The organism is Nitrosophilus alvini, from assembly GCF_015100395.1.
Classification (GTDB): domain Bacteria; phylum Campylobacterota; class Campylobacteria; order Campylobacterales; family Nitratiruptoraceae; genus Nitrosophilus; species Nitrosophilus alvini.
The window spans coordinates 836,735-860,121 of the sequence record NZ_AP022847.1; the positions used below are offsets into that span (position 1 = coordinate 836,735).

At 36.1% G+C, this 23,387-nt stretch carries 25 protein-coding genes; 17 read left to right on the forward strand and 8 right to left on the reverse strand.

Going from position 1 to position 23,387, the window contains the following annotated elements; all coding sequences use genetic code 11:
- Positions 1–20: 20 nt before the first annotated feature.
- Together EPR_RS04355 and EPR_RS04360 are read right to left on the reverse strand one after the other, a co-directional pair.
- The gene (locus EPR_RS04355; protein ID WP_200764053.1) at positions 21–1,559 is read right to left on the reverse strand and encodes a GGDEF domain-containing protein; all 1,539 of its coding nucleotides are present in this window, start codon (positions 1,557–1,559) and stop codon (positions 21–23) included.
- Complete coding sequence (locus EPR_RS04360; RefSeq protein ID WP_200764054.1) at positions 1,556–2,182, reverse strand: multiheme c-type cytochrome; 627 nt, start codon at positions 2,180–2,182, stop codon at positions 1,556–1,558. Before EPR_RS04360 ends, EPR_RS04355 begins: the two co-directional genes overlap by 4 nt.
- A gap of 556 nt (positions 2,183–2,738) precedes the next feature.
- On the opposite strand from EPR_RS04360, the gene EPR_RS04365 reads away from it, so the two are divergent.
- From EPR_RS04365 to EPR_RS04375, 3 genes are all read left to right on the forward strand, one after another.
- Positions 2,739–4,931: an EAL domain-containing protein gene (locus EPR_RS04365; RefSeq protein ID WP_200764055.1), complete on the forward strand. Its 2,193-nt coding sequence runs from the start codon at positions 2,739–2,741 to the stop codon at positions 4,929–4,931.
- A 60-nt stretch (positions 4,932–4,991) separates the two neighbouring features.
- Positions 4,992–5,375 (forward strand): DUF2784 domain-containing protein, encoded by a 384-nt coding sequence (locus EPR_RS04370; protein ID WP_234697194.1) that lies wholly within the window; start codon positions 4,992–4,994, stop codon positions 5,373–5,375.
- A 130-nt stretch (positions 5,376–5,505) separates the two neighbouring features.
- Positions 5,506–5,712 (forward strand): hypothetical protein, encoded by a 207-nt coding sequence (locus EPR_RS04375; RefSeq protein WP_200764057.1) that lies wholly within the window; start codon positions 5,506–5,508, stop codon positions 5,710–5,712.
- A gap of 1 nt (position 5,713) precedes the next feature.
- Here EPR_RS04375 and EPR_RS04380 read toward each other — a convergent pair whose 3' ends face one another.
- The gene (locus EPR_RS04380; RefSeq protein WP_200764058.1) at positions 5,714–7,495 is read right to left on the reverse strand and encodes a sensor domain-containing diguanylate cyclase; all 1,782 of its coding nucleotides are present in this window, start codon (positions 7,493–7,495) and stop codon (positions 5,714–5,716) included.
- Between the two features lie 173 nt (positions 7,496–7,668).
- Between EPR_RS04380 and ruvA the strand changes: the two genes are divergently transcribed.
- The 5 genes from ruvA to EPR_RS04405 are packed head-to-tail and all read left to right on the forward strand — an operon-like array spanning position 7,669 to position 11,410.
- Positions 7,669–8,229, forward strand: coding sequence for a Holliday junction branch migration protein RuvA (gene ruvA, locus EPR_RS04385; RefSeq protein WP_200764059.1), 561 nt, complete (start codon positions 7,669–7,671; stop codon positions 8,227–8,229).
- Positions 8,230–8,258: 29 nt separating this feature from the next.
- A complete protein-coding gene (locus EPR_RS04390; RefSeq protein ID WP_200764060.1) occupies positions 8,259–9,296 on the forward strand; it encodes a D-alanine--D-alanine ligase in 1,038 nt (345 codons plus the stop codon).
- 46 nt (positions 9,297–9,342) lie between these two features.
- A complete protein-coding gene (locus EPR_RS04395; RefSeq protein ID WP_200764061.1) occupies positions 9,343–9,663 on the forward strand; it encodes a hypothetical protein in 321 nt (106 codons plus the stop codon).
- A 27-nt stretch (positions 9,664–9,690) separates the two neighbouring features.
- Entirely contained in the window at positions 9,691–10,815 is a 1,125-nt protein-coding gene (locus tag EPR_RS04400) for a BaiN/RdsA family NAD(P)/FAD-dependent oxidoreductase (RefSeq protein WP_420827469.1), read from the forward strand.
- On the forward strand, positions 10,802–11,410 hold the full coding sequence (locus tag EPR_RS04405; protein WP_200764063.1) for a trimeric intracellular cation channel family protein: 609 nt from the start codon (positions 10,802–10,804) through the stop codon (positions 11,408–11,410). The genes EPR_RS04400 and EPR_RS04405 overlap by 14 nt, the downstream gene beginning before the upstream one ends.
- A gap of 39 nt (positions 11,411–11,449) precedes the next feature.
- Here EPR_RS04405 and EPR_RS09325 read toward each other — a convergent pair whose 3' ends face one another.
- Complete coding sequence (locus tag EPR_RS09325; protein ID WP_200764064.1) at positions 11,450–12,634, reverse strand: OmpA family protein; 1,185 nt, start codon at positions 12,632–12,634, stop codon at positions 11,450–11,452.
- Between the two features lie 123 nt (positions 12,635–12,757).
- On the opposite strand from EPR_RS09325, the gene EPR_RS04415 reads away from it, so the two are divergent.
- From EPR_RS04415 to EPR_RS04445, 7 genes are all read left to right on the forward strand, one after another.
- The gene (locus EPR_RS04415) at positions 12,758–13,483 is read left to right on the forward strand and encodes an alpha/beta fold hydrolase (RefSeq protein ID WP_200764065.1); all 726 of its coding nucleotides are present in this window, start codon (positions 12,758–12,760) and stop codon (positions 13,481–13,483) included.
- Positions 13,470–13,742 (forward strand): acylphosphatase, encoded by a 273-nt coding sequence (locus EPR_RS04420; RefSeq protein WP_200764066.1) that lies wholly within the window; start codon positions 13,470–13,472, stop codon positions 13,740–13,742. The genes EPR_RS04415 and EPR_RS04420 overlap by 14 nt, the downstream gene beginning before the upstream one ends.
- Before the next feature lie 15 nt (positions 13,743–13,757).
- Positions 13,758–15,188: a Mur ligase family protein gene (locus EPR_RS04425; protein ID WP_234697177.1), complete on the forward strand. Its 1,431-nt coding sequence runs from the start codon at positions 13,758–13,760 to the stop codon at positions 15,186–15,188.
- Positions 15,189–15,197: 9 nt separating this feature from the next.
- On the forward strand, positions 15,198–15,698 hold the full coding sequence (locus tag EPR_RS04430; RefSeq protein WP_200764067.1) for a TRAP transporter small permease subunit: 501 nt from the start codon (positions 15,198–15,200) through the stop codon (positions 15,696–15,698).
- Complete coding sequence (locus EPR_RS04435) at positions 15,695–16,987, forward strand: TRAP transporter large permease (protein WP_200764068.1); 1,293 nt, start codon at positions 15,695–15,697, stop codon at positions 16,985–16,987. Before EPR_RS04430 ends, EPR_RS04435 begins: the two co-directional genes overlap by 4 nt.
- Before the next feature lie 75 nt (positions 16,988–17,062).
- Complete coding sequence (locus tag EPR_RS04440) at positions 17,063–17,560, forward strand: HIT family protein (RefSeq protein ID WP_200764069.1); 498 nt, start codon at positions 17,063–17,065, stop codon at positions 17,558–17,560.
- A 33-nt stretch (positions 17,561–17,593) separates the two neighbouring features.
- Positions 17,594–18,388 (forward strand): hypothetical protein, encoded by a 795-nt coding sequence (locus EPR_RS04445; protein WP_200764070.1) that lies wholly within the window; start codon positions 17,594–17,596, stop codon positions 18,386–18,388.
- A 13-nt stretch (positions 18,389–18,401) separates the two neighbouring features.
- Here EPR_RS04445 and EPR_RS04450 read toward each other — a convergent pair whose 3' ends face one another.
- From EPR_RS04450 to EPR_RS04460, 3 genes are read right to left on the reverse strand one after another with little or no spacing between them, the layout of a single operon-like run.
- Positions 18,402–19,607, reverse strand: coding sequence for a hypothetical protein (locus EPR_RS04450; RefSeq protein ID WP_200764071.1), 1,206 nt, complete (start codon positions 19,605–19,607; stop codon positions 18,402–18,404).
- Positions 19,608–19,660: 53 nt separating this feature from the next.
- Positions 19,661–19,930: a hypothetical protein gene (locus EPR_RS04455; protein ID WP_200764072.1), complete on the reverse strand. Its 270-nt coding sequence runs from the start codon at positions 19,928–19,930 to the stop codon at positions 19,661–19,663.
- 58 nt (positions 19,931–19,988) lie between these two features.
- Complete coding sequence (locus tag EPR_RS04460; protein WP_200764073.1) at positions 19,989–21,119, reverse strand: aminotransferase class I/II-fold pyridoxal phosphate-dependent enzyme; 1,131 nt, start codon at positions 21,117–21,119, stop codon at positions 19,989–19,991.
- Between the two features lie 83 nt (positions 21,120–21,202).
- Here EPR_RS04460 and EPR_RS04465 point away from each other — a divergent pair, with 83 nt between their 5' ends.
- Together EPR_RS04465 and EPR_RS04470 are read left to right on the forward strand one after the other, a co-directional pair.
- A complete protein-coding gene (locus EPR_RS04465) occupies positions 21,203–22,036 on the forward strand; it encodes a fructosamine kinase family protein (protein WP_200764074.1) in 834 nt (277 codons plus the stop codon).
- A gap of 12 nt (positions 22,037–22,048) precedes the next feature.
- Entirely contained in the window at positions 22,049–22,354 is a 306-nt protein-coding gene (locus tag EPR_RS04470) for an MTH1187 family thiamine-binding protein (protein WP_200764075.1), read from the forward strand.
- 34 nt (positions 22,355–22,388) lie between these two features.
- Here the strand turns inward: EPR_RS04470 and pdxA are convergent, their stop codons facing one another.
- Entirely contained in the window at positions 22,389–23,321 is a 933-nt protein-coding gene (pdxA, locus tag EPR_RS04475; RefSeq protein WP_200764076.1) for a 4-hydroxythreonine-4-phosphate dehydrogenase, read from the reverse strand.
- Positions 23,322–23,387 lie beyond the last annotated feature (66 nt).

Genomic DNA, 23,387 nt, shown 5'->3' on the forward strand with positions numbered 1-23,387 from the left:
TTATATTTGGAGAAGATTAGTTAATCTTCTCTGTTTTTATATACAACGACCCTGTTTCTTCCCTCTTTTTTAGCTCTGTAAAGAGCCTCATCGGCTTCAGAAAATACTTCGTGATAGTCTTTGTGTTCAGTTTGAAGATTGCTAATACCGATGCTTGCAGTTATTTTGATTGTATATTCCTCAAACAGAACAGGTTTATCTGCTATAGAGTGACGAATCTTGTCCGCAATTATTTTTGCAGTTTTAATATCTGTCTCAGGCAGTATTACCACTATCTCTTCGCCGCCGTATCGGCCAACAAAGTCTGTTTCTCTTATAGATTTGTGAATACGTTCGCTTACCTGACGCAGAACTTCGTCACCAGCCATATGTCCGTATGTATCGTTTATATGTTTAAAGTGATCCAGGTCAACGATCAATATTGATATATTGTGCCCGTAGCGACGAGCTCTTTTGAACTCCATTTCTAACATCTCTTCTAGATACCTTCGATTCCACAAACCTGTCAGAGAGTCAGTTTTACTTAGAAGCTCTATCTCTTTTGTTCTCTCTTTTACAAGTCTTTCTAGACGCTCTTTTTCCTCTCTTGACTGTTCAATTGCAGATCGATAGATAGCCCTGGCGATAAAAAGAGCTATAAAGAGTGCTACCGCGCTGGTAATCAAAGCGGTTTGAAGAAGTCTTTTTTCATTTTTTTTGTATGGTGCCGCATCAATAAGCAGCATAAGTTTTTTGTTTTCATCACCGCCTAAAATACCTTCATTTGCAAGCATTCTGTAAACTGGTCTACCGTTTAATTCGGCAATCTGCCCGTTTTTAAAAGCTACAGGGCTGAGTCTCTTACCGATTAGTTCTTTATTGCTGCTTACTACGACAGTGCCGTTTTGGTCTATAACGGTTATTTGTAAAATATTTTCTGCTGAGTGTACATATCTGTCAAGAAAATCTTCTATATCTGTCTCTTCAAATATTGAAATACTGTTTTTTATGGATCCCTCAATAGCTTTTAAAAGATTCATAATATCTGTCTGTTTGTTTACAAGAAACGATTTTGGATTTTGTCCTCCAAAAAGGGCATATTGTGGTACTTCGACCGCCAGGTCTATAATACCAACCAGGTCGTTGTTCATACTGATTGGATAATATATCGCCATAACGTCTACATAGTCTCTTGTTTCAAAAAAGAATTTTCCAAACTCCATATCCCCCTGCATAGTTTTTCTAAAACTTTTTGAATCGTGTATCTTACCTATCTCATCTTCAAACATGGAGTTGCTTATTACGCCGTCTGATTTGAGATATCTAAATTCGAAAATATCTAGACCCAGTGACATATCGCTAACGAGCTTTTGAAGATTCATTGTTGATTTGATATCATGGAATCTTTTTATTGCTGCTGTAATGGAGTTAACAATATCTTTTGCGTCGCTTTGCATCTGTTTTAACAATATGTTTTTTTGGATATGATAGTTATAGAAAGAGACTGCTGAAAGGGTCACAACAAGAAAAACAAGCCAGACTATAATGCTGTTTTTCTTAAAAACTTTTATATTTTTCATTGCCTGCTGTTTTTATCTTTCTTTTTTTTATTTGGATTTGGATCACGGTACTTTTTATATGCTTCATGAAAATTTTCTTTTTTATAAGATCTATTCCATCTTTCGGTATGGCATGCTTCACACATTTTTTTGAGTACGGCCGGATTTTCCGGTCCAGCGAGAAAACCACCACCTTTTTTTGTTTTTCTTGCTATCTTTATATGCAAACTTCCAGGTCCGTGGCATCCTTCACACTGGACGTTGGCAAGTCTTGGTGTCTCTTTTGTGCTGATAAAGCCGTTAGGTACCCCATAACCCGTAGTGTGGCAAACTAGACATCGGGGATTGTCCTGGTAACCGGTTTCTATAAGGGTTTTCATCGCAAAATCGTGCTTGTCTTTTTTTCGGCCGATAAAAAACTGCCTATGGCACAATCTGCATTTTGTATTTCCTTTATAATAATATTTTCCGGAAGTCATGGCTTTGTTGTAAGCCTCTTCACCTAAAGCATATTTAAGAGGTATTTCCGGAGGCGGAGCTTTAAGTTCTTCCTCGATTCTTGGATCATTTGAATATGCGGATACAGATAGTATCATTCCGCCAAAAAACAGTACTGCCAGTTTTGTGTATATTCTCTTTAACAATTTCATAGTTCCTCTACTGATTTTATATATACAGTATATCATAAATATTTTATCCGGGCAGCTTAATTAAAGCCTTTTTTGACAAAATCACACGCTTTGTTATTAAAAGTACGAGTATAACAACCTCTTATGTTATTTTATCTTATTATGATAATTTTTACTTAAATTCTTATTCAAAAATTTTTGATAACTTTTTAGTTTAATATCGTTTTCATATCGTCTATATCACTCTTTACAAACATCTATTCTATATGTTTTCCAAAAATATTAAATTTTTCAAATAAAAAAATGTGATATTTTTGTATCACAATTTATCAAATACTCAAATTTAAAGAATAAAAAGAGATAATAAAACATTTACACTTATTATCTTATTAAATTATTGCTTGAAAAAAATTACAATTTCTTAGTATGTATAAAATAGATTTAATTTAAAAAATTAAACTTTTTAAAATATATTAATTTTTATAATGTTTCTTGTGTCAAGTTTTATTTGTAGAAATAAAAGTTGTTATAATTTCATCTATTTTACAAAATATTAGATATTGGAATAAATATGCAATCACCTGAAAAGATAAAGTTTCGTACTCTATTTGCTACTTTTTCTATTATTTTTCTAGTTGTTGCTATTATATTGTTTTATGTGAACCATATATTTGAAAGAAAACTGCATGAAACTATAGAAGCAAAAGATAAGATTCTTCATAAACTCTTTCATCAGAATCTGGAGCATGAGAGAGACGTTTATGAAAAAAGACTGGTTAGAATACTGAACGAGCCAGGAGTCAAAGAGGCTTTCAAAGAGAGAAACAGGGAAAAGCTTTACAAAATAGTTGCCCCCTTTTATAAGCAGATGGCAAAAGAGAATCCTTATGTAAAAATCATGACGTTCAGGCTTGAAGATGGATCAGCTTTTTTAAGAGTGCATAAACCGGAGATGTACGGAGATAAACTCAATAAAAAAAGAAAAATTATTATAGATACAAACAGAGAAAAAATAAAACATTACGGTTTTGAAGTTGGAAAACTTAAAATGACGTACAGAATCGTTTTGCCGATATTTTATCAAAATGAGTATCTTGGACTTGTAGAGTTTGGGATAGAGCCTGCAAGTTTTATAAGAAAACTTACAAAAATAATCGATCTGAAATATGCTCTTGCCATTAAAAAGGAGATGAAGTCCGTTATGATTGAAAAAAAAGAGTTTATTGATAAGGATGATTTCTCTTTGGCAAGCAGTGATCCACTTTTTATTAAGGCATTTGAAAAGATAGATTTGCACAGTAAGGATGATAATAATTTTGTTACATATAACGATAGACACTATTTTGTAGAAAACGATCTTGTGTTGTATGATCATAAAGGAAACAGGGCAGCAGTTTTACTGGCGGCTGAAGATGTTACTGAGGAGATAGAGAGTAAAAGAGATCTCTTTTACAAATTTTTGTTCATTTTCATTTTTCCACTCTTTATTCTTTTTATAATCCTAAACTACAGTTTTGATTTTTTTCTCAAAAAAATTCACAATCTTATTTATACAGACGAACTGACAGGGCTTAAAAACAGAGTAGCTTTTAGAAAAGATTCCCAAGGTAATAAAAACAGGGCATTGGTACTGGTAGACATCAATGCATTTAAAACGATAAACGAACTTTACGGCGTTGAAGCCGGCAATGAAATACTCAAGCAGTTTGGTTCGCTTCTGGAGTCTTTTGCACAAAAAAGAGATTTTTCACTCTATAGAATCTCTTCCGATGAATTTGTTTTTATGAAAGCTTTTGATAAATTTGATCCCAACCAGTGTAAATATTTTATAAAAGAGTTATACGAAACGGTTCGTAATCACTCATTTGTATTGCCGGAACTTGGTATTAAAACAGATATAGAGATAACGGCCGGAATTGTTTATGGCAAAAAGACATCGCTTGAGAAAGCTCTAATGGCTCTTGAAAAAGCCAGAGAAGAGAGGAGAGAATATCTAATTTATAGCAGTAAAATTGATACCAAAAAAGATACGCAGAAAATCATTGCGTTGAAAAAAGATATAAAAAAGGCTCTGGAAGAAAATAATATAGTGGTATATTATCAGCCGATTACCGATAAAAATGGAAAAGTTATAAAATATGAAAGTTTGGTAAGAATGATAAAAAACACTGATGGAAAAGAGGAGGTGATAGCTCCGTGTGAATTTTTGGAACTGTCGCAAAAATTTAATCTGTATCCACAGATTTCCAAAGCTGTTATCGATCAAAGTTTCAGAATGTTTGAAAACAGAAAGGAAAAAGTTTCAATCAACCTCTCTCCAAATGATATTATCGACAAAGAGATGCAGCAATACATCATAAAAAAACTTGACTCTTTTGCTTCTCCGGAAAGAATTATTTTTGAAATTACGGAAGATGAGAGTATAAAAGATTTTGAACATGTTAAATCATTTATAAAAAAAGTCCGTTCATTCGGAGCGCAAATTGCTATTGACGATTTTGGAAGTGGGTATTCGAACTATTTTCATATACTCGAGTTGCAACCGGACTATCTGAAAATAGACGGGTCTCTCATAAGAAATATACATACCAGTGAAGAGAGCAAAATTATAGTCAAAACTATTGCAGTTTTTGCAAAGGAATTAAACATCAAAACGGTTGCAGAATTTATATATGACGAAGAGATTTTTCAATATGCAAAAGAGCTCGGTATAGATGAGTTTCAAGGGTTTTATTTTGGCAAGCCTTCTCCTAAACTTGTATAATTGCATAATTTAAAATATTAGAATCTGCTCTAATTTACCCTTATATGAATATAGTTGAAAATGGAAATTTATATGTTATTTCGTATTGCTGCAGATATCCTTGTGATTTTACATTTTATATTTATTCTGTTTGTATTATTTGGAGGATTTCTTGTATTGAGGAGACGCTGGATTATGTATTTACACATTCCTGCGGTCATATGGGGAGCTTTGGTGGAGATAAAGGGGTGGATTTGTCCTCTAACTCCATGGGAACAATATTTTAGACAGATAAGCGGCGAAGAAGGGTATACAGGAGGATTTATAGAACATTATCTATTGCATATAATTTATCCTGCGGGTATTACCCGTGAAATTGAAATTTTATTGGGAATTTTTGTGATTGTATTAAATCTAGGCATATATAGTTTTGTAGTTGTCAAAAGTTTACATAAAAATAGATGAGATAGAACCGAGTGAAAAAATGTATTGAACCGAAACTATACGCTCTTATTTTTAATTGAAGCGATATATGTTAAGAGTATATAGAAAGATTTTTGCTATACTATTTTAAACCCAAATAAAAAGGGAACAGATGATATTTACAAGCCTGCCGTTTGTAATTGGATCTGGTTTGCTGATAGGATTTGTAATAGGCTTTGTCTATATCATGCTTGCTCAGCCGTTAATAAGAAAAAAACCGGAGCAAAGAAAAAAGATTGAGATTATACTTGGGATGTTCGGTATGATCACCGGTTTTGGACTTGCGGTTGTGTTGTGGGTTGAGGGTACAACAGGATAGATCAAGTAAAAAGATCCGCTTTTTGAGCGACTACTCTATTTCTTCCTCTTCTTTTAGCTTTATAAAGAAGTATGTCTGATTCGGCTATCATATGATCTATATCGTTACAAAGACCGTAAAAGACACCAATTGAGATAGTGCAGTTAAAAGGTTTTTTGTTTACTGTAATTACATTGTTTTCAAAATTTTTTCTCATTTTTTCAAAAACAGCAACAGCATCTTCATAAGAGAGATCTTCAAGGAGTACACAAAACTCTTCTCCGCCGAATCGGGCATAAAGATCAGAGGATCTTAATGATTTTTTCAATACTTTTGCAGTCTCTTTCAATACTCTGTCTCCCACTTTGTGCCCGAATGTATCGTTTATCTCTTTGAATTTATCTATATCTATTGTAGCTACGGTTAACGGCTTGCCGTTACGTTTTGCTTTTTCAAGCACTCTTTTGGCATTTTGGTAAAAAAAGTGTCTGTTGTAAAGTCCTGTCAAATAGTCTTTATTTGCAAGGCTTTGGGTCTCTTTTAAGAGTTTTTCTAGCTTTTCTTGCTCCTCTTTAAGGTCTTTTGCAACACTATTTGATAGATTGGTCAATGCTTTAAGAAGTTTAAAATGTTTGCTTTGAAACAGATTGTTTCTTTCATTTTTTTTATTACTGCTTTTATCATAAAAGTATGAGTTAACGCTATTTTCGCTAAGAGCAAGAATTGTCATAGTCATATTGAGCAACTCGTTTTTATCTTTACTGCTGTAGTACTCTCCGTATGTAAAAAAACCGCAGGTTTTGGCGGTGTTACTGAAAGGGGCGATTTCTTTTGCGGCGTCTTCTTGTAAAAGATTGAGTCTTGCGGCGCAACTGTATATAAAAATAGATTCCGGTTTTGTATTGGAAATGTACTTTGTATTTTCAAGACTGCTTGTTATTATCATATCCGCATTTCCAAAGCCGAATCTTACGATATCACCTTTTTTTAGATGTCCGATAAAAGAGAGTGATCCATCATCAAAAACCTTTATAGCCGCTCTTGCTATATAGGTACCGTCTGCAGATTTTTTTATAAATGGAAATTCTGATGCCGAATAGGGAAGCTCCTGTGCTATCTCATCACCAAGATATTTTCTATATATATCTTTTACGCTTTTGCCATCTATTTCATAAACCCTGTTCCCTTCTGCTTTAGTGATTTTCATCTCTTTTCCAACAGGTTGCCAGTCGAGACTGTACCTTGTCACTGCCTTAAGAGTATCGGAGTTTAGTGATGCAGCTACTACTCCATAATTTACTATTTCATTTTTATCGAAGACAAAAGTTTCAATTAGCGATCCATTGTCTCCTGCTCTGCCACCGGCAATATTGATGTTTTTGGAAACTGACTCTATGCCTTTTATTATTTTTTCTCCATCGCTGATAAGACCATCGGAGAAAACTATGAGAGCCTTTGTTTTTTTACAAATGGTGCTTTTTGCTATAGACTTTCCAAGAGCCAGATCATCACCTCCTTTTAGCAGGAGAGTTTTTATTATTGTATCTTCAAATACTGATATGGAAATAATGCATGAATTACGCAAAACTTTCTCTTCAAAAATCTCATGTGCGGTAGTTGTTCCAATCAGTTTGCTTTTGGGTAGAATATCGGATATATCTTTTATCAGAGATTTTATATATTTTTTTTTAGGTATCCCGCAAAAAACCTGTATAAGAGTTTTTTCTCCATCTTCTATTCCGTTTTTTTTGACAAAATCGGCAAAATGTTCTTTACCTTTAAATAGAGTATTATAGGTTTTCATTTTTCTCCGTTATTTTTATCTTGGGTAAATAATACAGTTAGCCGAGACGGCTCTATTTTATAAAAATTATTATTAAAAAATTATAACTTATAAAGAGATATTTGACTCTGCTTTTATAAATTATAAATTTATCATAATTTAAATACAATATCGAAAACGATTTGGAGAATGAGTTGATAATAGGTCTTGTAGGAAAAGTTGAAAAGAAAGAGCCGACATTTGTTCATTTGAATGTAGGCGGTGTAATTTATGAAGTGTTTGTTTCTGTAAACTGCAGCAGTGAAATAAAAGAGAAAGAAATAAGACTTCATACCACACATATAATAAGAGAAGATAACGAAGCCTTATACGGTTTTGTTGATATCAACGAAAAGAGGATGTTTGATACCCTGATAAAAATCAACGGGGTAGGGCCAAAAGTCGCTATGGCGATATGTTCTACTTTTAAACCGGAAACATTTGTGCAAATTGTTGAACAGAGCAACCTGTCGATGCTGAAGAAAGTACCCGGAATCGGCCCGAAGAGCGCTTCAAGGATATTGGTGGAATTAGGCGATTTTAAACTGGATTCCGGAGGCAAAACAGTTAGCGGTGCACATCAGGAAGCCCAGATGGCGCTTGAGAGTCTGGGATTTAAAAAAGAGCATATTTCAAAAGTACTCTCAGAATGCGAATCGGACAATACGGCTGATTTGGTAAAAGAGGCACTTAGAAAGATACAGAAGATCAAATAGAAATTGAATAGTGTGCAAAAAGGAATAAAATGAAAATCGCGATAGTTTTTGGCGGACAGAGTTTTGAACACGAAATAAGCATAGTCAGTGCAATTGCTTTGAAAGATATCATAAAAGAAAACGAGCTTCAATTTATCTTTTTGGATGCCGGGAGGGAGTTTTATCTCATTCCGGAAAGTGAAATGAAATCAAAGCTTTTTAGCAGCAAAGATTATAAAAAGTATCCGAATCTCTTTTTGAAAAATGGCGGCTTTTACCAAAAAGGGCTTCTTAAAGAGAAAAAAGTTGAAGCAGATGTAGTGCTCAATCTCGTCCACGGAGGAGATGGCGAAGACGGCAAACTTGCCTCACTGTTCGAATTTTTCTCGATCCCTTATATAGGCCCCAGAATTGAGGGAAGCGTTATCAGTTTCAATAAGCTTTTTACAAAAATGTTTGCCAAAGAGAAAGGCGTAAAAATATTGCCATATCAATTAATATCAAAAAATGGTGAAAGAAAGATCGAGTTTGATCTGCCTGTAATCATAAAGCCTCTCAGACTCGGAAGCTCTATCGGAGTCAGTGTTGTAAAAGATGAAAAAGGGCTTGATTTCGCATTGGATGTGGCGTTTGAGTTTGACGAAGAGGTGCTTGTTGAGCCCTTTATAGAAGGTGTCAAGGAGTACAACCTTGCAGGATGCAAAGGAGAGGATTTTCTGTTTTCAATGGTAGAAGAACCGCAAAAAGCCGAGTTTCTGGACTTTGAAAAAAAATATCTTGACTTTGCCAGAACCAAGCAGGTTTTGAAGGCCGATATTGCACAGTCTCTGGAAGATGAACTGAAAAAAGTGTTTAAAAAAATATATTTGCCTCTTTTTGAAGGGGCCTTGATAAGATGTGATTTTTTTGTTATTGACAACGAAGTGTATCTAAATGAGATAAATCCGATTCCCGGCAGTATGGCGAATTATCTTTTTGAAGACTTTGAAAATGTCATATTAAATCTGGCCCAGAATCTGCCAAAACAAAAAAATATTGAAGTTGAGTACAGGTATATACATACCATTCAGAAAGCGAAAGGTAAGTAGATATTGAAAATAGGAAAAATCGATCACGAATCATAAAGGAGCAAAATTGCCTGCAAAAATATACACTTTTGCCGTAGGAAAGATTGTTTCTGTAAGAAGACTTTCAGGCAAATATGACAAAGAGTTTGTGGAAGTCGCTTTGAATATGGAAATGAAAGACAAAGATGGACAAAATGTCTTTATGACAACATATGTAAATTTCAATATAAGAGAATATGAGAGATTGAAAAATTCGGAAGGTAAATATCTGGCAACGGTATTTAAGACATTTATGAAAAGCGATGAAAGAAGTGAACTGAAAACCTTTACGCATGATAAGAGTATAGATTATATGATATTTGATAAAAATCCTTTTGAAAAGGCATAAGAAATAAAAGAGTTCGATGTTTTGATTTTGGGTGGGGGTGCAGGCAGTCTGATGGCTGCGTCTGTCATAAAATCAAAAAGTGTGGCGCTGATCGAACATAATGGTGATATAGGCGCAAAGATAAAAATATCCGGCGGCGGCAGATGCAACATAACCAACAGATATCTGGGCTGGACCAACTATCTGGGAGAAAAAAGTTTCGTTCAGAGTGTAATTGAGAGATTTACAAATAAAGATCTGCTTAAATTTTTCAAAGAAAAGGGACTAAAGCCTGTTCTGAGGAAAGAGAATCAGTTTTTTTGTCCGCACTCATCCGACGATATACTGGGCATTTTTAAAAAAGAGTTAAAAAATATATCGGTTTTTTTGAAATATGAGATTTTAGATGTTGAGAAAGTAGAGGATTTTTTTATAGTCAGATGCGACAAGGAGAGTTTCAAAGCAAAATTTGTTCTCGTGGCTACAGGCGGGATCAGTTATAAAAAACTGGGAGCTTCTGATATAGGATACAAAATAGCCCAAAAGTTTGGACACAGTATAGTCCCTTTGAAACCGGCTCTTGTTGGATTTACGGTCCAAAAAGATGAGTTTTGGTTCAAAAATCTAAGTGGAATATCTTTTCGGGCAAGAGTAAAAACTGCAAAAAAAGAGATAAGAGGAGATATTCTGTTTGCTCATAGAGGCATTAGCGGTCCTGCAATGCTAAATGCTTCTTTGTATTGGGATAGAGGAAAGATTTCAGTCGATTTTCTTGACGATAAAAAGCTTGAAGAGCTGTTGAGATATAAAAACAGGCAGCTAATATCGCAGCTTCCTTTACCGAAAAGGTTTGTAAAAGAGTTTTTGTACAGATTTGGTCTGATAGACAAACCTGTTAAGAATTTGGGCAAAAAAGAGATAGAAATTTTGAAACTTTTAGAAAGTTATGAGTTTGCGCCTGCAGGAACATTTGGATTTGAGAGAGCAGAAGTGACAAAAGGCGGTATATCAACCGATGAAATAGATCCTCTCAATATGGAAAGCAAAAAGGTAAAAAATCTTTTTTTCGCAGGAGAAGTGTTGAATGTTACCGGTGAACTTGGCGGGTATAATTTCCAGTGGGCGTTTTCAAGCGGATATATTGCAGGAAAATATATAGATGAATGCCCTTGAGATAGCTGAAATTATAGGGATAGGAGCTTTTGCTCTCAGCGGATTCTGGGTTGCGGTACAAGAAAGACTTGATCTGCTTGGTATTTTTGTTTCGGCATTTCTTACCGCTTTAGGAGGCGGAATCGTAAGAGATATACTAAGTTCAAGAGAACTTTACTCTTTTACACACTATCTGCCTGTATTGATTGTGATTGCAGCGCTGATAATTGCATCTACATTAAAACTTTATGCCAAAAACGAAATCCAAAATCATAAATTTTTTATCATCAGCGATTCTATAGGTCTCTCTTCATTTGCCATTTCCGGTGCTCTTGCAGGAATTGAGGTTGGATTTAACTTTTTTGGTGTGATACTTCTTTCTTTGATAACTGCAGTAGGAGGAGGGGTAATGAGAGATATTCTTCTAAACCGGATACCACTTATACTTTTAAGTGAATTCTACGGCAGTGTCGCTATATTGATCGGAACTGTTGTCTTTTTGCTGGATATTTTCAATCAGACAAGTTTACTTGCTTTGTTGACAGTTTTTGTATTCGGTTTTATACTTAGACTTGTTGCATATTACAGAAACTGGCATCTGCCAAAGGTCAGATAAGTAAGATTTATCTGCCGGATATGTCCGGCAGATAAAAGTTTAGTAAAAAAGATGAGCTTCTACTCTTCTGTTTTTGGCTCTTCCTTCTTCTGTGCTATTGTCTGCTATTGGCATCTCTTCTCCGTAACCAATGTAAGTTAGTCTTTCAGGCTCGACACCAAGTTTTATCAGCATTTCATATACCGCTTTTGCTCTTCTTTCCGAGAGTTTTTTGTTGTAAGCTTTTGAGCCGATACTGTCTGTGTGGCCCTGAATTTCAGCTTTGTAAGGTTTGTTCCTTTTGAGAAATTCGGCAAAAGTTTTGATTTTCGGCAGGTATTGGGGTTTGATTTTTGCTGAGTTAAAATCAAAATTGATTCTGAAGTTATAAATTATAGGACAACCGTTTTTATCTACCTGAAATCCTTTTGGAGTTCCGGGACATTTGTCGAGATAATCATACACTCCGTCTCCGTCACTGTCAAGAGGACAACCTTTCTCATCCACTTTGACGCCTTTTGGAGTATGGGGGCATCTGTCGAGATAGTCGTATACTCCGTCACCGTCCGTATCCAGAGGGCATCCATCCGTATCCACTTTCACATTTATCGGTGTTGCGGGGCATTTGTCATTTTCATCTATAACACCGTCGTTGTCACTGTCTAAAGGTATATATCTTCCTTTTTGAACAGGGACAGGTTTTGGTTCCGGTACAGGAGCAGCTTTTTTTGCTCCAAAAGGTATAGAAAGACCGGCTGTCAATGCGAAATCGTTATAGGCATTTTCAAAATCCCTTAAATATCTCGCTTCTAAAAGAAAATCAAGATTTTCGATGATGTTTGTTTTCCAACCGACTCCCAGTTGTGCAAAATTTCCGTCATCAAGGCCTGCTTTTTCATTGTCTATCTCCTGATAACCAAGACCGGCGATTATATAAGCTGTATAACTGTTTTGAGGAGTAAATTCATATATGGCGTTAAGTGCGAATCTATTTATATCCGTTTCATCTAATAAACCGGAATAATCGGCATTGTTTGACTGTTCGAAGGATATTCCGGCAAGCCAGTTGTCAGTCAACCTTTTGTTTCCTCTTATTCCCCAGTTTTTGAGGTTGTCTTCAAGTGCACTGTCGTTATCCGTAAACTCTACTGCTCCTGTAACCGCAGCTTCATAACTATTTTCTCCTCCATATGCTAAGCCGCTTAATAGAATCACGGCCGCACAAAGTACAATTTTTTTACCCATCGCTGCTCCTTTTCAATTTTACTTAATTACATGATAACATTTTTTTATTAAAAAGAGGTGATGATTTAATCATTTTGAAGGCCATATCTGATAAAATTTTAAAAAATTATGAAAGGTTTATTTTTGGCCATAAAAGAGATATCCTATAAAGAAAAGGTCTTTACTATAAGTTATGATATTTTAAATTTGCAAAAAGAGGATGATATAGTCTTTCTACACGGCTGGGGCAGCAATAAAAAGGTGATGAAGAGCGCTTTTTCAAAAACTCTTTGCGAATTCAGGCACATTTATGTCGATATGCCGGGTTTTGGCAAAAGTCCCAACAGTGAAGTTCTGACAACCGTAGATTATGCAAATATTATCGATATTTTTTTAAACAAAATCGGTGCGAAAAAGGATATCGTGGTTGGTCACTCCTTTGGAGGAAAAGTTGCGCTGTTTTTAAAGCCTAAACTTCTTGTGCTGCTCTCTACTGCTGGCATAAAACTGCCAAAATCTTTGAAAGTGAGGGCAAAAATAGCTCTGTTCAAGTTGCTTAAACCTGTAGGTGGAGCAAAAATCAGAAGATTTTTTGTCTCAAAAGATGCAAAAGATATGCCGCAAAATATGTATGAAACATTTAAAAATGTTGTAGATGAGGATTTTGCTCCGCTCTTTGAAAAATATGAGGGCAGAACGCTTGTCTGTTGGGGAAAAGAGGATAAAGCTACACCTTTGGCTGCAGGAGAGAAGATAGCCTCTCTTTTGCGAAACTGCCGTTTTGAAGTATATGAGGGCGATCACTACTTCTTTTTGAAAAACTCTTCCATAATCGCAAAAAGTATTGAGGAAAACTATGAAAAGCTATAGATTTATCGTAAGCGGGCGGGTTCAGGGAGTATGGTTTCGTAAATATACAAAAGAGCTCGCCGAAAATCTCGGTATAAGCGGATATGTTAGAAATCTACCTGACGGGAGAGTAGAGGCGGCTGCAACTTTTGAAGATGATGAAAAGTTTAGGCTTTTTCTGGAAGGGCTGAAAAAAGGTTCTCCATTATCTCGAGTAGAGAAGGTGGAAATAGAACCTATAGATGATATATCTGATAAAGGTTTTGAAATAATTTACTAATTTACGGAGAAGACATTGGAGAAGATTTTACATTTGACAGGTCATATTCTGCTGATTCTCGCTATGGGATATTATTTAATATTAAATTTACAGTGGTATAGCTACAGGCTTAAAAGGGTCATTCTACATCACCATAATCAACTTTTGCATATTTTTTTCTTTTTTATACCGCTTTTTGCTTACATAGCTTTAAGAGAGTATGTGTGGGCTGTTCTTATTCCATATGTTGCCGCATTATGGCTATGGCAGCGCAAAATTGACAAAAAACTTGTATTTACCGGCAGGGTAAAACGTTTTTTTGCTGCACTTGTTCTTTTTTCTCTCTTTTTTGATCTTTTATGCCTTGCCAAATTTGACTGCAGAGTTTTCAGTACTATACTGCCTTTGGCCGCTGCCCTGATTGCCGGTAATATCATAGAAAAAATTCTTTTTGCAGGTTTTAAAAAAGAGGCCAAAAAAAGACTCGATAATATAGACCCGACCATTATTGCCATTACAGCGAGCTATGGAAAGACTAGCATAAAAAACTACACTTCACAGATACTTTCAAAAAAGTTTAAAACCTATGCAACTCCCGGAAGCGTAAATACACTTGCGGGTATATTGAAAGACATCAACGAAAAACTGCCGAACGATACCGAGATTTATGTGGTAGAAGCCGGAGCCAGAGAGAGGGGGGATATTTACGAAATAGCTACTTTTTTGAATCATCATTATGCAATTATAGGAAAAATAGGCGAACAGCATATAGAGTATTTCAAGTCTTTGGAGAGGATTATTGCGACCAAGCTTGAACTACTTGCCAGTAAAAGGCTCAAAAAGGCTTTTTTGTATTATGAAATACCGGTAAAAACAAAAGAAAATATCGTAAAGTTCGGGCAAAATATAAAAAATCTCAAAGCTGATCTTAACGGTGTTTCATTCGATTTGGAAATTGATGAGCGGATATACCATTTTGAAGCTCCCGTGCTCGGTGCTTTCAACGCTGTTAATATAACTGCCGCGATTATGGTGGCAAAAGAGTTGGGAATGGATATAAAAGAGATACAAAAAAGTGTAAGTGAACTAAAGCCCGTAGAACACAGGCTCCAAAAAATAGAAGCCGGCGGAAAAACAGTAATAGACGACAGTTTCAACGGTAATCTGGAGGGTATGATAAGTTCGTACGAACTTGTCGACACATTCAGAGGAAGAAAAGTGTTGGTAACCCCAGGAATTGTAGAGAGCACGGCAGAGGCAAATGAAAAATTGGCTAAAAAAATTGACGAAGTTTTCGATCTTGTTATAATCACCGGAAAGTTGAACAGAGATGTGCTGGACAAAAATATAAAAAAAGCAGAAAAAATTATCCTTGAAGACAAAACAAAACTTCAGGAAATTTTGGCCGTCAAAACAAAAGCCGGTGATTTGATACTTTTTTCAAATGATGCTCCGAGTTTTATGTAGAGGTGAGGAATGAAGAGACTTTCATATTTTATCGATACTCTTACGAAATATACGGCATATATTGCAGCACTTTTATCTTTTTTACTGGCACTTTTGATAGTTTTCGATGCTGTAAACAGATATCTTTTTCACAGCGGCTCTATCGCTTTACAGGAACTGGAGTGGCATTTTTTTGATCTTGTTTTTCTTTTGGGCCTTGCCTATTCACTTAAACATGACAAGCATGTCAGGGTAGACATCTTTTATGAGAAGTTTTCCAAAAAGACGAAACTCTATATAAATATCGCCGGTGCGCTTTTTTTTATTATTCCTTTTTGTATTTTTATCATATATTACAGTTTTGATTTTGTGATGATGAGCTATATGCAGCATGAGTCCTCTTCCGATCCGGGAGGGCTTTGTTGCAGATATGTTATAAAATCGGCAATTCCTTTGGGTTTCGCTCTCCTTGCGCTTCAGGCTATCTCTGAAGTGATAAAGAACATTCTTTATCTCAGGGAGGCCAAATGATTGGCCTCATAATGTTTGTTTCGGCACTCATTCTTTTGCTTTTAGGTTTTCCGGTTGCTTTTGTGTTCGGTACTGTTGCCGTTTTGTTTGCTGCCCTGTTTCCTGAAATCGGACTTGAAGTCTTCAGCCTTCTTCCTTTCAGAATATATGGCATTATGCAAAACTTCACACTCATGGCCGTTCCTCTTTTTATCATGATGGGGCTTGTTTTGGAAAAGACAAAAATGGCTGAAGAACTTCTCGAGTCCATGGGAAGACTCTTTGGTGGCATTAGAGGCGGACTTGCCGTAAGCATAGTGGTAGTGGGAGCCATACTTGCAGCGGCTACAGGAATTGTAGGTGCAAGCGTTGTAATGATGAGTCTTATTTCGCTGCCTATTATGATAAAACACGGATATGACAGTAAGCTGGCTTCCGGAACGATTGCTGCAAGCGGAACTCTGGGGCAGATAATCCCGCCTTCAATAGTACTTATTGTGCTTGGCGACGTTATGAGTGTAAGTGTTGGAGACCTCTTTAAAGCTGCCGTTATACCGGGTCTTATTCTTGTTGGACTCTATATAGCCTATATCTTGACAGTCGCATGGCTGAAGCCCCAAAGCGCTCCGGCCATAAAGAGTGAAAAACCAGGAAAAGAGATAGTAATAGATGTATTTAAAAGTGTAATACCGCCTCTTTTGCTGATATTTGCCGTTTTGGGAAGCATATTTTTCGGTATTGCATCTCCGACTGAATCTGCTGCTGTAGGTGTGATAGGCGCACTGTTGCTCAGTATTTTGAACAGAAGTTTCAGCCTGGAGATGCTCAAATATGCCTCTTTGGAAACTGTGAAACTTACATCCATGATATTTATGATTCTTATCGGGGCGACTGCATTCAGCCTTGTTTTCAACGAAGCGGACGGCGGCGATCTGGTACTGGAGTTTTTCAGCGAAGATATAGGAGATGTCTGGGTATTTATATTTGCCGCTATGGCCGCTATCTTTATACTCGGTTTTTTTGTCGATTTTGTAGAGATCTGTTTTATCGTAGTGCCTATACTGGTACCTATTGTAGAAGAGTTCGGAATAGATCCTATCTGGTTTGCCATACTTATAGCTATGAATCTTCAGGCTTCGTTTTTAACACCTCCTTTCGGTTTTTCGCTCTTTTATCTCAAAGGAGCTGCAGGAAAACTTGTAAAAACGGGAGAGATATATAAAGGAGTTATTCCCTTTATAGCTTTACAGATAATTGCGTTGGTTATAATTATAGTTTTTCCGGAACTTGTCTGGGTATTTGTAGAGTGAAAAAGTTCATAAGCAAGGTTGGATATTACCATTAAGATTTTGCCATTTATTAATAACGATTTAACGGAGTGAAAAATGTTTGATATACTATATGCACCCTGGCGGACTGAATACGTTACGGGTGAAAAGATAGAAGGGTGTGTCTTTTGCCATATAAGTAAAAATCCGGCAATGGATGAGAAACATCATGTTCTTTACAGAGATAAAAACTGTTTTGTTGTAATGAACAAATATCCGTATACTCCGGGTCACTTTATGATAATCCCGCATTTTCATACTGAGGCTTTAGAAGAGTTGGATAAAGATATCTGGCTTAGAATGTGTGAGCTTTCTCAAAGAGGAGTAAAGCTTTTAAAAGAGAGATTTAGCGCGGAGGGTGTAAATATAGGAATGAATTTGGGTGCGGCAGCCGGGGCCGGGATTGAAGAGCATATACATATGCATCTTGTTCCAAGGTGGCAGCGGGATACAAATTTTATCACTTCCGTAGGGCACACGAGAGTTTACAGTATCGATTTTGAAAAAGTTTATAAAAAACTCAAAAGTTATGCGACGGAGTATTTTGGTGAGTGACTATGGTGCCCAACGTGTACAAAAGGATATAATATGCACAAAATAAAACCTACAAACATATCTGCGCTTATGCTGGCAGCAAATTTTTTTAAAGGAAACTACGCTTTATCCTTTACAGCGGTTGCCATTATTATAATAGTGGAACTTTTGACTCTTATACCGGCTGCTGGGATGATATTTTCTATTTTAAGTCTTGTTGTAACTTTTTCCATTCAGGTCTTTTTCGGAAAAGCAGTAATAGTTTTGGAAAACGAAGAGGACATAAAAAAGATAGCGGCAAATACCAGAATAGGTGAGCTTATAGGAAATTTTATCAATGTGGCGGCAGGAGTAACGGCTGCTTATCTATCGATTGGTATCGTTTTGGGAATTATTTTCTATCTTATTTTTGCCTTGGGGGGCGGAGCTGTAGTTATGCAGGATATGCAGACAATGACCAGAGAAGAGATGATGGTTTATATGAGTGGGAGTATGGGTGTATCCATGTTTTTTCTTATTGTAATTGCATCATTTTTGTTTTATGTTTTTCCTGCTGTTATGGGACTAGCCATAAAAAAAGATCGTTTTGCGGAAGCATTTAGATCCATATTTCTTCTTTTCAGTCCGACAGTATGGAAAACAACATTTAACAAGGAATATTTAATTTTTATAGTTAAATGGTCACTTATACTCTTTGCGTTGAGTCTGGTAGTATTTGCTATGGCGATGAGCATCATACTCTTTCCTGTAGTAATGGTCATTGCTTACTATATCATGCTATATAATGCGGCAGTTTATGTTTTTGCAGAGAGACTCTCAATAGAGAAAGCTGAAGAAGAGAGCGTTTAAGCTCTCTTCGAAATCATTTCTGATGATAATGTGTTCCTGTAATGATATTGAGTTCCAGCATGATTTCATCAATCTCTTTTCTTTCATTATCGATATATTTTGACCGGTCTTTGCTGTACTGCAGTCTGAGTCTTGAAAACTCCGTAGGTTTGAAAACAAGCATAGCCGAATATCTGTCCAGATTTTCCGAAAAATCCGGCTCATTTTTGAGTATTGCACCGTATCTGAGTCCCCCTCCTATTTCATTATTGTACATATAGACAGCTTCTGTATAAAAGCCTGACTGTTTGAGAGTCTGGGCATCATTTTTTTTATTTCTGTACAAATATTCGTTTTGCCAAAGTATCTCTGAGCGTTCAGAAAGGCTCTTTTTTGCAATGAAGTGCGCTCCATAGACAGTAGTGTTATGTCCGCTTTCGTTTTTGCCTGATGCGAGGCTAAGCTCCCCGTTGATTGAAAAAACGCCAAATTTTTTATGAGTTTTCATATAGCAGGTATATAGTGAATTACTTGATGTGTAACCGAAACTACGATCGTTTTTACCCTGCAGTGCTTCAAAACCGACACTCAGAGGATACGAGTGAGAGTTCCATTGGAATTGAATACCTTGCTCATTAAGCCCCTCCGGACCGAAGATTGCCTCATAAATAAGAGGAATATAGCTGAAATTCCATCTGTGCTGATGATAGGCGTTGATATAACCGAAACCGCTTTTGAATTTTCCGCCTTTCAAACTCATATCGTATGGCAGATTTGTCGTAGTTACGTATGCTTCGCCAATTTCGATGGAGTCTTTAGAAATATGAAAAATTGCATCTGCATCAAAATATCCGTCAACTTCGGAATGGAGGTTAAACTCTGCATAATTGAAGTTAAACCCTCTGTCCGGATTAAAAGGTATTTCGGCAGTTCCCTCTTCGATAAACCCGGGAATGGAATAGTTTGTATAAAGATCATTTGAAATATCTCTGTATAGAGCACTGGAATTTAAAACAAGAGAAATCTGCGGAATGTTATGCTTCTCTTTTTCTTCTTCGTGCAAATGGGCTTTAAGTTCTGCTTTCATCTGATGTTTTTTCTCGTTTTCCAGTGACTCGACTCTTTTTTGGAGCTTTTTTATAATAATATTCTGTTTTTCGATAAGTTTTTTAAGCTCTTCGGTATCTGTCTGTGCAAACAGCGGAAGAAAAGCAAAAAAAGCAATAAATATCCTTTTCATTACATCTCCTGATAAAGTTTTTTATGGTTTAAATAGAGTTGAATTGTGTAAAATCAGGAGATTTTAGGAGGTGCTCTTGAAAACCTGGAACTTGGTATCGAAGATACATAAAAAGATACAAGAGGAGTCTGAATATTTTCTTTTGCAGGTTCAAAATCGGGCAATTGTGCTGAATCGGGGATATCAGCCGCAATATTGTGCTGAAGTATGCATATTGTACAATCGCTTTTTGCTTCGCTTATATCATGGTGATGAAAAAATGAGGATAAAGCTGTTGCAAACAGTAGAACGGATAGTAAAATTTTTATCTTTTTACGGCTCATATTCTCTTTTTATGGAAATTTTTCGAAATTCTACCATAAAATGTGTGTCTATTATGTGTCAAAATGATTGATATCTGTTGGAAAGATACTCTTTTATTCTTTCGACTCCTTCTTTCATTTTTTCTATATCGGTTGTATATGCAAACCGGATATATCTTTCTGTCTCGTTTTTTCCGAAATCCAGTCCGGGAGTTACTGCTGTATGGGAGTTTTCAAGAAGTTCTTTTGCAAAAGATAGACTGTCGTCGGAATATTTGGAAATATCGGCCCAGATATAGAAAGCTCCCTGTGGCTTTGCATCTATTTCAAATATATCTTTTAAAGCTTCGTATAGAAAATCCCTTCTTTTTTTGAAAGTTTTTTTGACTTTTGAGAGATACTCTTCGTCAAAAGCTTCCAAAGCTCCATATTGGCTCAGTGTCGGGGGTGATATAAACAGGTTTTGGACAATTTTTTCCGCATCTTTTGTATATCTTTGCGGTACGACAATCCAGCCGAGCCGCAGACCAGGCAGGCAGAAATATTTTGAAAAACCGTTTATTACAAAAATCTCATCGCTAAATTCCAGAGCAGTATGCTCTTTGCCCTCATATACAAGGCCGTGGTACAGCTCATCTGATATATATTTTATATTCTCTTTTTCACAATATCCGATAAGCTCTTTCAGGTCGTTTTTTTCGTAAACATTTCCCGTTGGATTCGCTGGAGACGAGATTTGCAGTGCTTTGATTTTCAGATTTTTCAAATGTTCGGTTGTAACCTTGTAGCCGCTGTTTTTAAAAACATTTATAAAAACAGGTTTTATATCTAAAATATACGCAAAATTTTTATAACAGGGATATCCCGGATCAGGCAAGCCTATGCTTTCGTTGTAATCGAGTGCAAGAGAGTATGCCACCAAAAACGCCCCGCTTGTTCCAGGGGTGATTATTATGCGCTCTTTTGGCACATCTATACCGTATTTTGATTTGTAGTAGGCTGCTATCTTTTCTCTCAGAACTCCGAGTCCCAAACTTTCGGTATAGGCAAAACTGTTTTTATCAAGAGCTTTTTGCATAGCTTTTTTTACTCTTTGGGAAGGTGCAATATCGGGCTGACCTATCTCAAAATGGATGGCATCGGGATACTTTGCAGCCTCTTTGACAATATCCATAACAATAAACGATGAGAGGTTTTTCAATCTTTTCATAACTCTCCTTTTATATACATATGAAATTTTATCAGATATCCTTCAATCTGATAAAATAATATTATCAATTTAGCGGAGAGAAGATGCCCAAAAAAGAGCTTTTAGAAAAAATTCTCAATACCAAAATAGAAAAATTAGACTATTTAAGCAGTACTCAGGCAGGAGATATATATGTAGCCGACGATAAGTTTGTTATAAAAACAGGTAAAAATGGAAGCGGATTATTGCCACTTGAAGCGAAAATGTTACAATTTTTATCCGAAAACTCTCTTCCGGTGCCAAAAGTCTACTATTTCGATGAAGATATACTTATAATGGAGTATATAAAAAAGAGTAATACTTGTGACGAAAAAAACCAGATAAGAGCTGCAAAAAGTCTGGCTCTTCTTCATCATGTAAAAAGGAATATTTTCGGTTTTGAATATGATACTGCCATAGGGCCTTTGCTTCAGCCAAACCCAAAGTTAAAGAGCTGGATAGAGTTTTACGGCAGGCACAGAGTTTTAGAATTTGCCGAAAGAGCATACAAAAAGGGATTTTTGAGTGAAAAAGAGATTGAGCGGATAAAAAAGTTTTGCAAGAGTTTGAGAAGTTTTCTCATTGAACCGGAATTTTCCTCACTTTTACATGGAGATCTATGGCAAGGGAATATAATATATTCTAACAGCGGTCCCGTTTTCATAGACCCGGCTGTGTATTTTGGACATTATGAAGTAGAGATAGCTTTTACGACAATGTTTGGAACTTTTGATAAAATTTTTTACGATGTATATTCTGAAATTTTGCCGTTAGAGAAAGAATTTTGGAGTCAAAGAAGAGATATATATCTTCTATATCCCTATCTTGTACATGTCAATATATACGGCAGAAGCTATTGGGAGGGAGTTGACAGAATTCTTAAAAAATTCGGATTTTAAAAAGGAGAGAGAATGAGTGTTTTAATGGAGATAGCTATGTTTCCAACGGATGTGGGAGAGTCAAAAAGCAGATATGTGAGCGAAGTTTTAAAAGTTATCAAAGAGAGCGGATATCCGTATCAATTGACCCCTATGGCCACCATTATAGAAGCAGATACGGTTAAAGAGCTGAGCGACCTGATACCTAAAATGTATGAAGCTTTGGAAAAGATGGGAGTAGGACGCGTCTACAGCGTAGTGAAATTTGACATAAGGCCTGCGAGAAAAAACAGGCTTAAACAGAAAATAGAATCGGTAAAAAAACATATAGAGGTATAGAAAAAATTTAGAGGTTTAACCTCTAAATTTTCTGCTACTGTGCCGCATATTTGACAGCGTTTATATAGCTTTTAATATTTAACTCTCTGTTTTTTTTATAGGCTATGTCAAATGCCGTGCCGTGATCGACAGATGTTCTGATGATTGGAAGATTTAGACTTACATTTATGCTCTCATCGAAATAGAGGGCTTTTAAAGGTGCGAGGCCCTGGTCGTGATAGATGGCTGCAAAGTAGCGGAAATTTTTCCTGAAGTTCGGCGTAAATACGATATCTGGAACCACAGGGCCGATAAATACGTCTAGACCTATTTTTTTATTTGCTTTTTTTATAGCTTTTGATATCTTTTTCTCTTCTTCTCCCAAAACTCCCCCGTCGCCGGCATGAGGGTTGAGTCCCAGAACGGGAATGGTTAACGACTCCTGGTTGCTTATTGCTGGCAAAGAGTTGTAAAAATTTATAAGAAAGTTTCCCAGCTTTTTGGTTTTTATCTCTTTTGGCACTTCTCTCAGGGGGATGTGTTCGGTGTAAAGAGCGACAAAAAGTTTTTCACATCCTAGCATCATAACGGCATCTTTTTTGAAAAAATTTCGCAGTGCATCTGTATGGCCTTTGTACTTTATGCCAGCTTTTTCCCACGCTTTTTTGTGTATTGGCAAGGTAACGACCGCGTCTGTTATACCTTTTTTTGCAAAAAATACCGCTTTTTTGAAAGATTCAAATGAATATTTTCCGCTTTTTTTGCTTATTTTTCCCGGTTTGATTTTGAAATTGCCTTTTATATACTCCGTTTCAAAATCATTTGGAATATCCATCTTAAGAAGTGTTGCCGCCTTTTCAAGCATATGGTAATTTGTAAAGTAGAGGGGTGTGCAAAACTCTTTTATCGTATCGTGTGCGCTGAGAGCAATTTCCGGTCCTATACCGTTTATGTCACCTATACTTATGCCGATAACAGGTTTCTTCAACTAAAATCCTTTTGCCCTAATTCGTAATTCGTGATTCGTAATTCGTGATTGGTCATGGTTTGATTT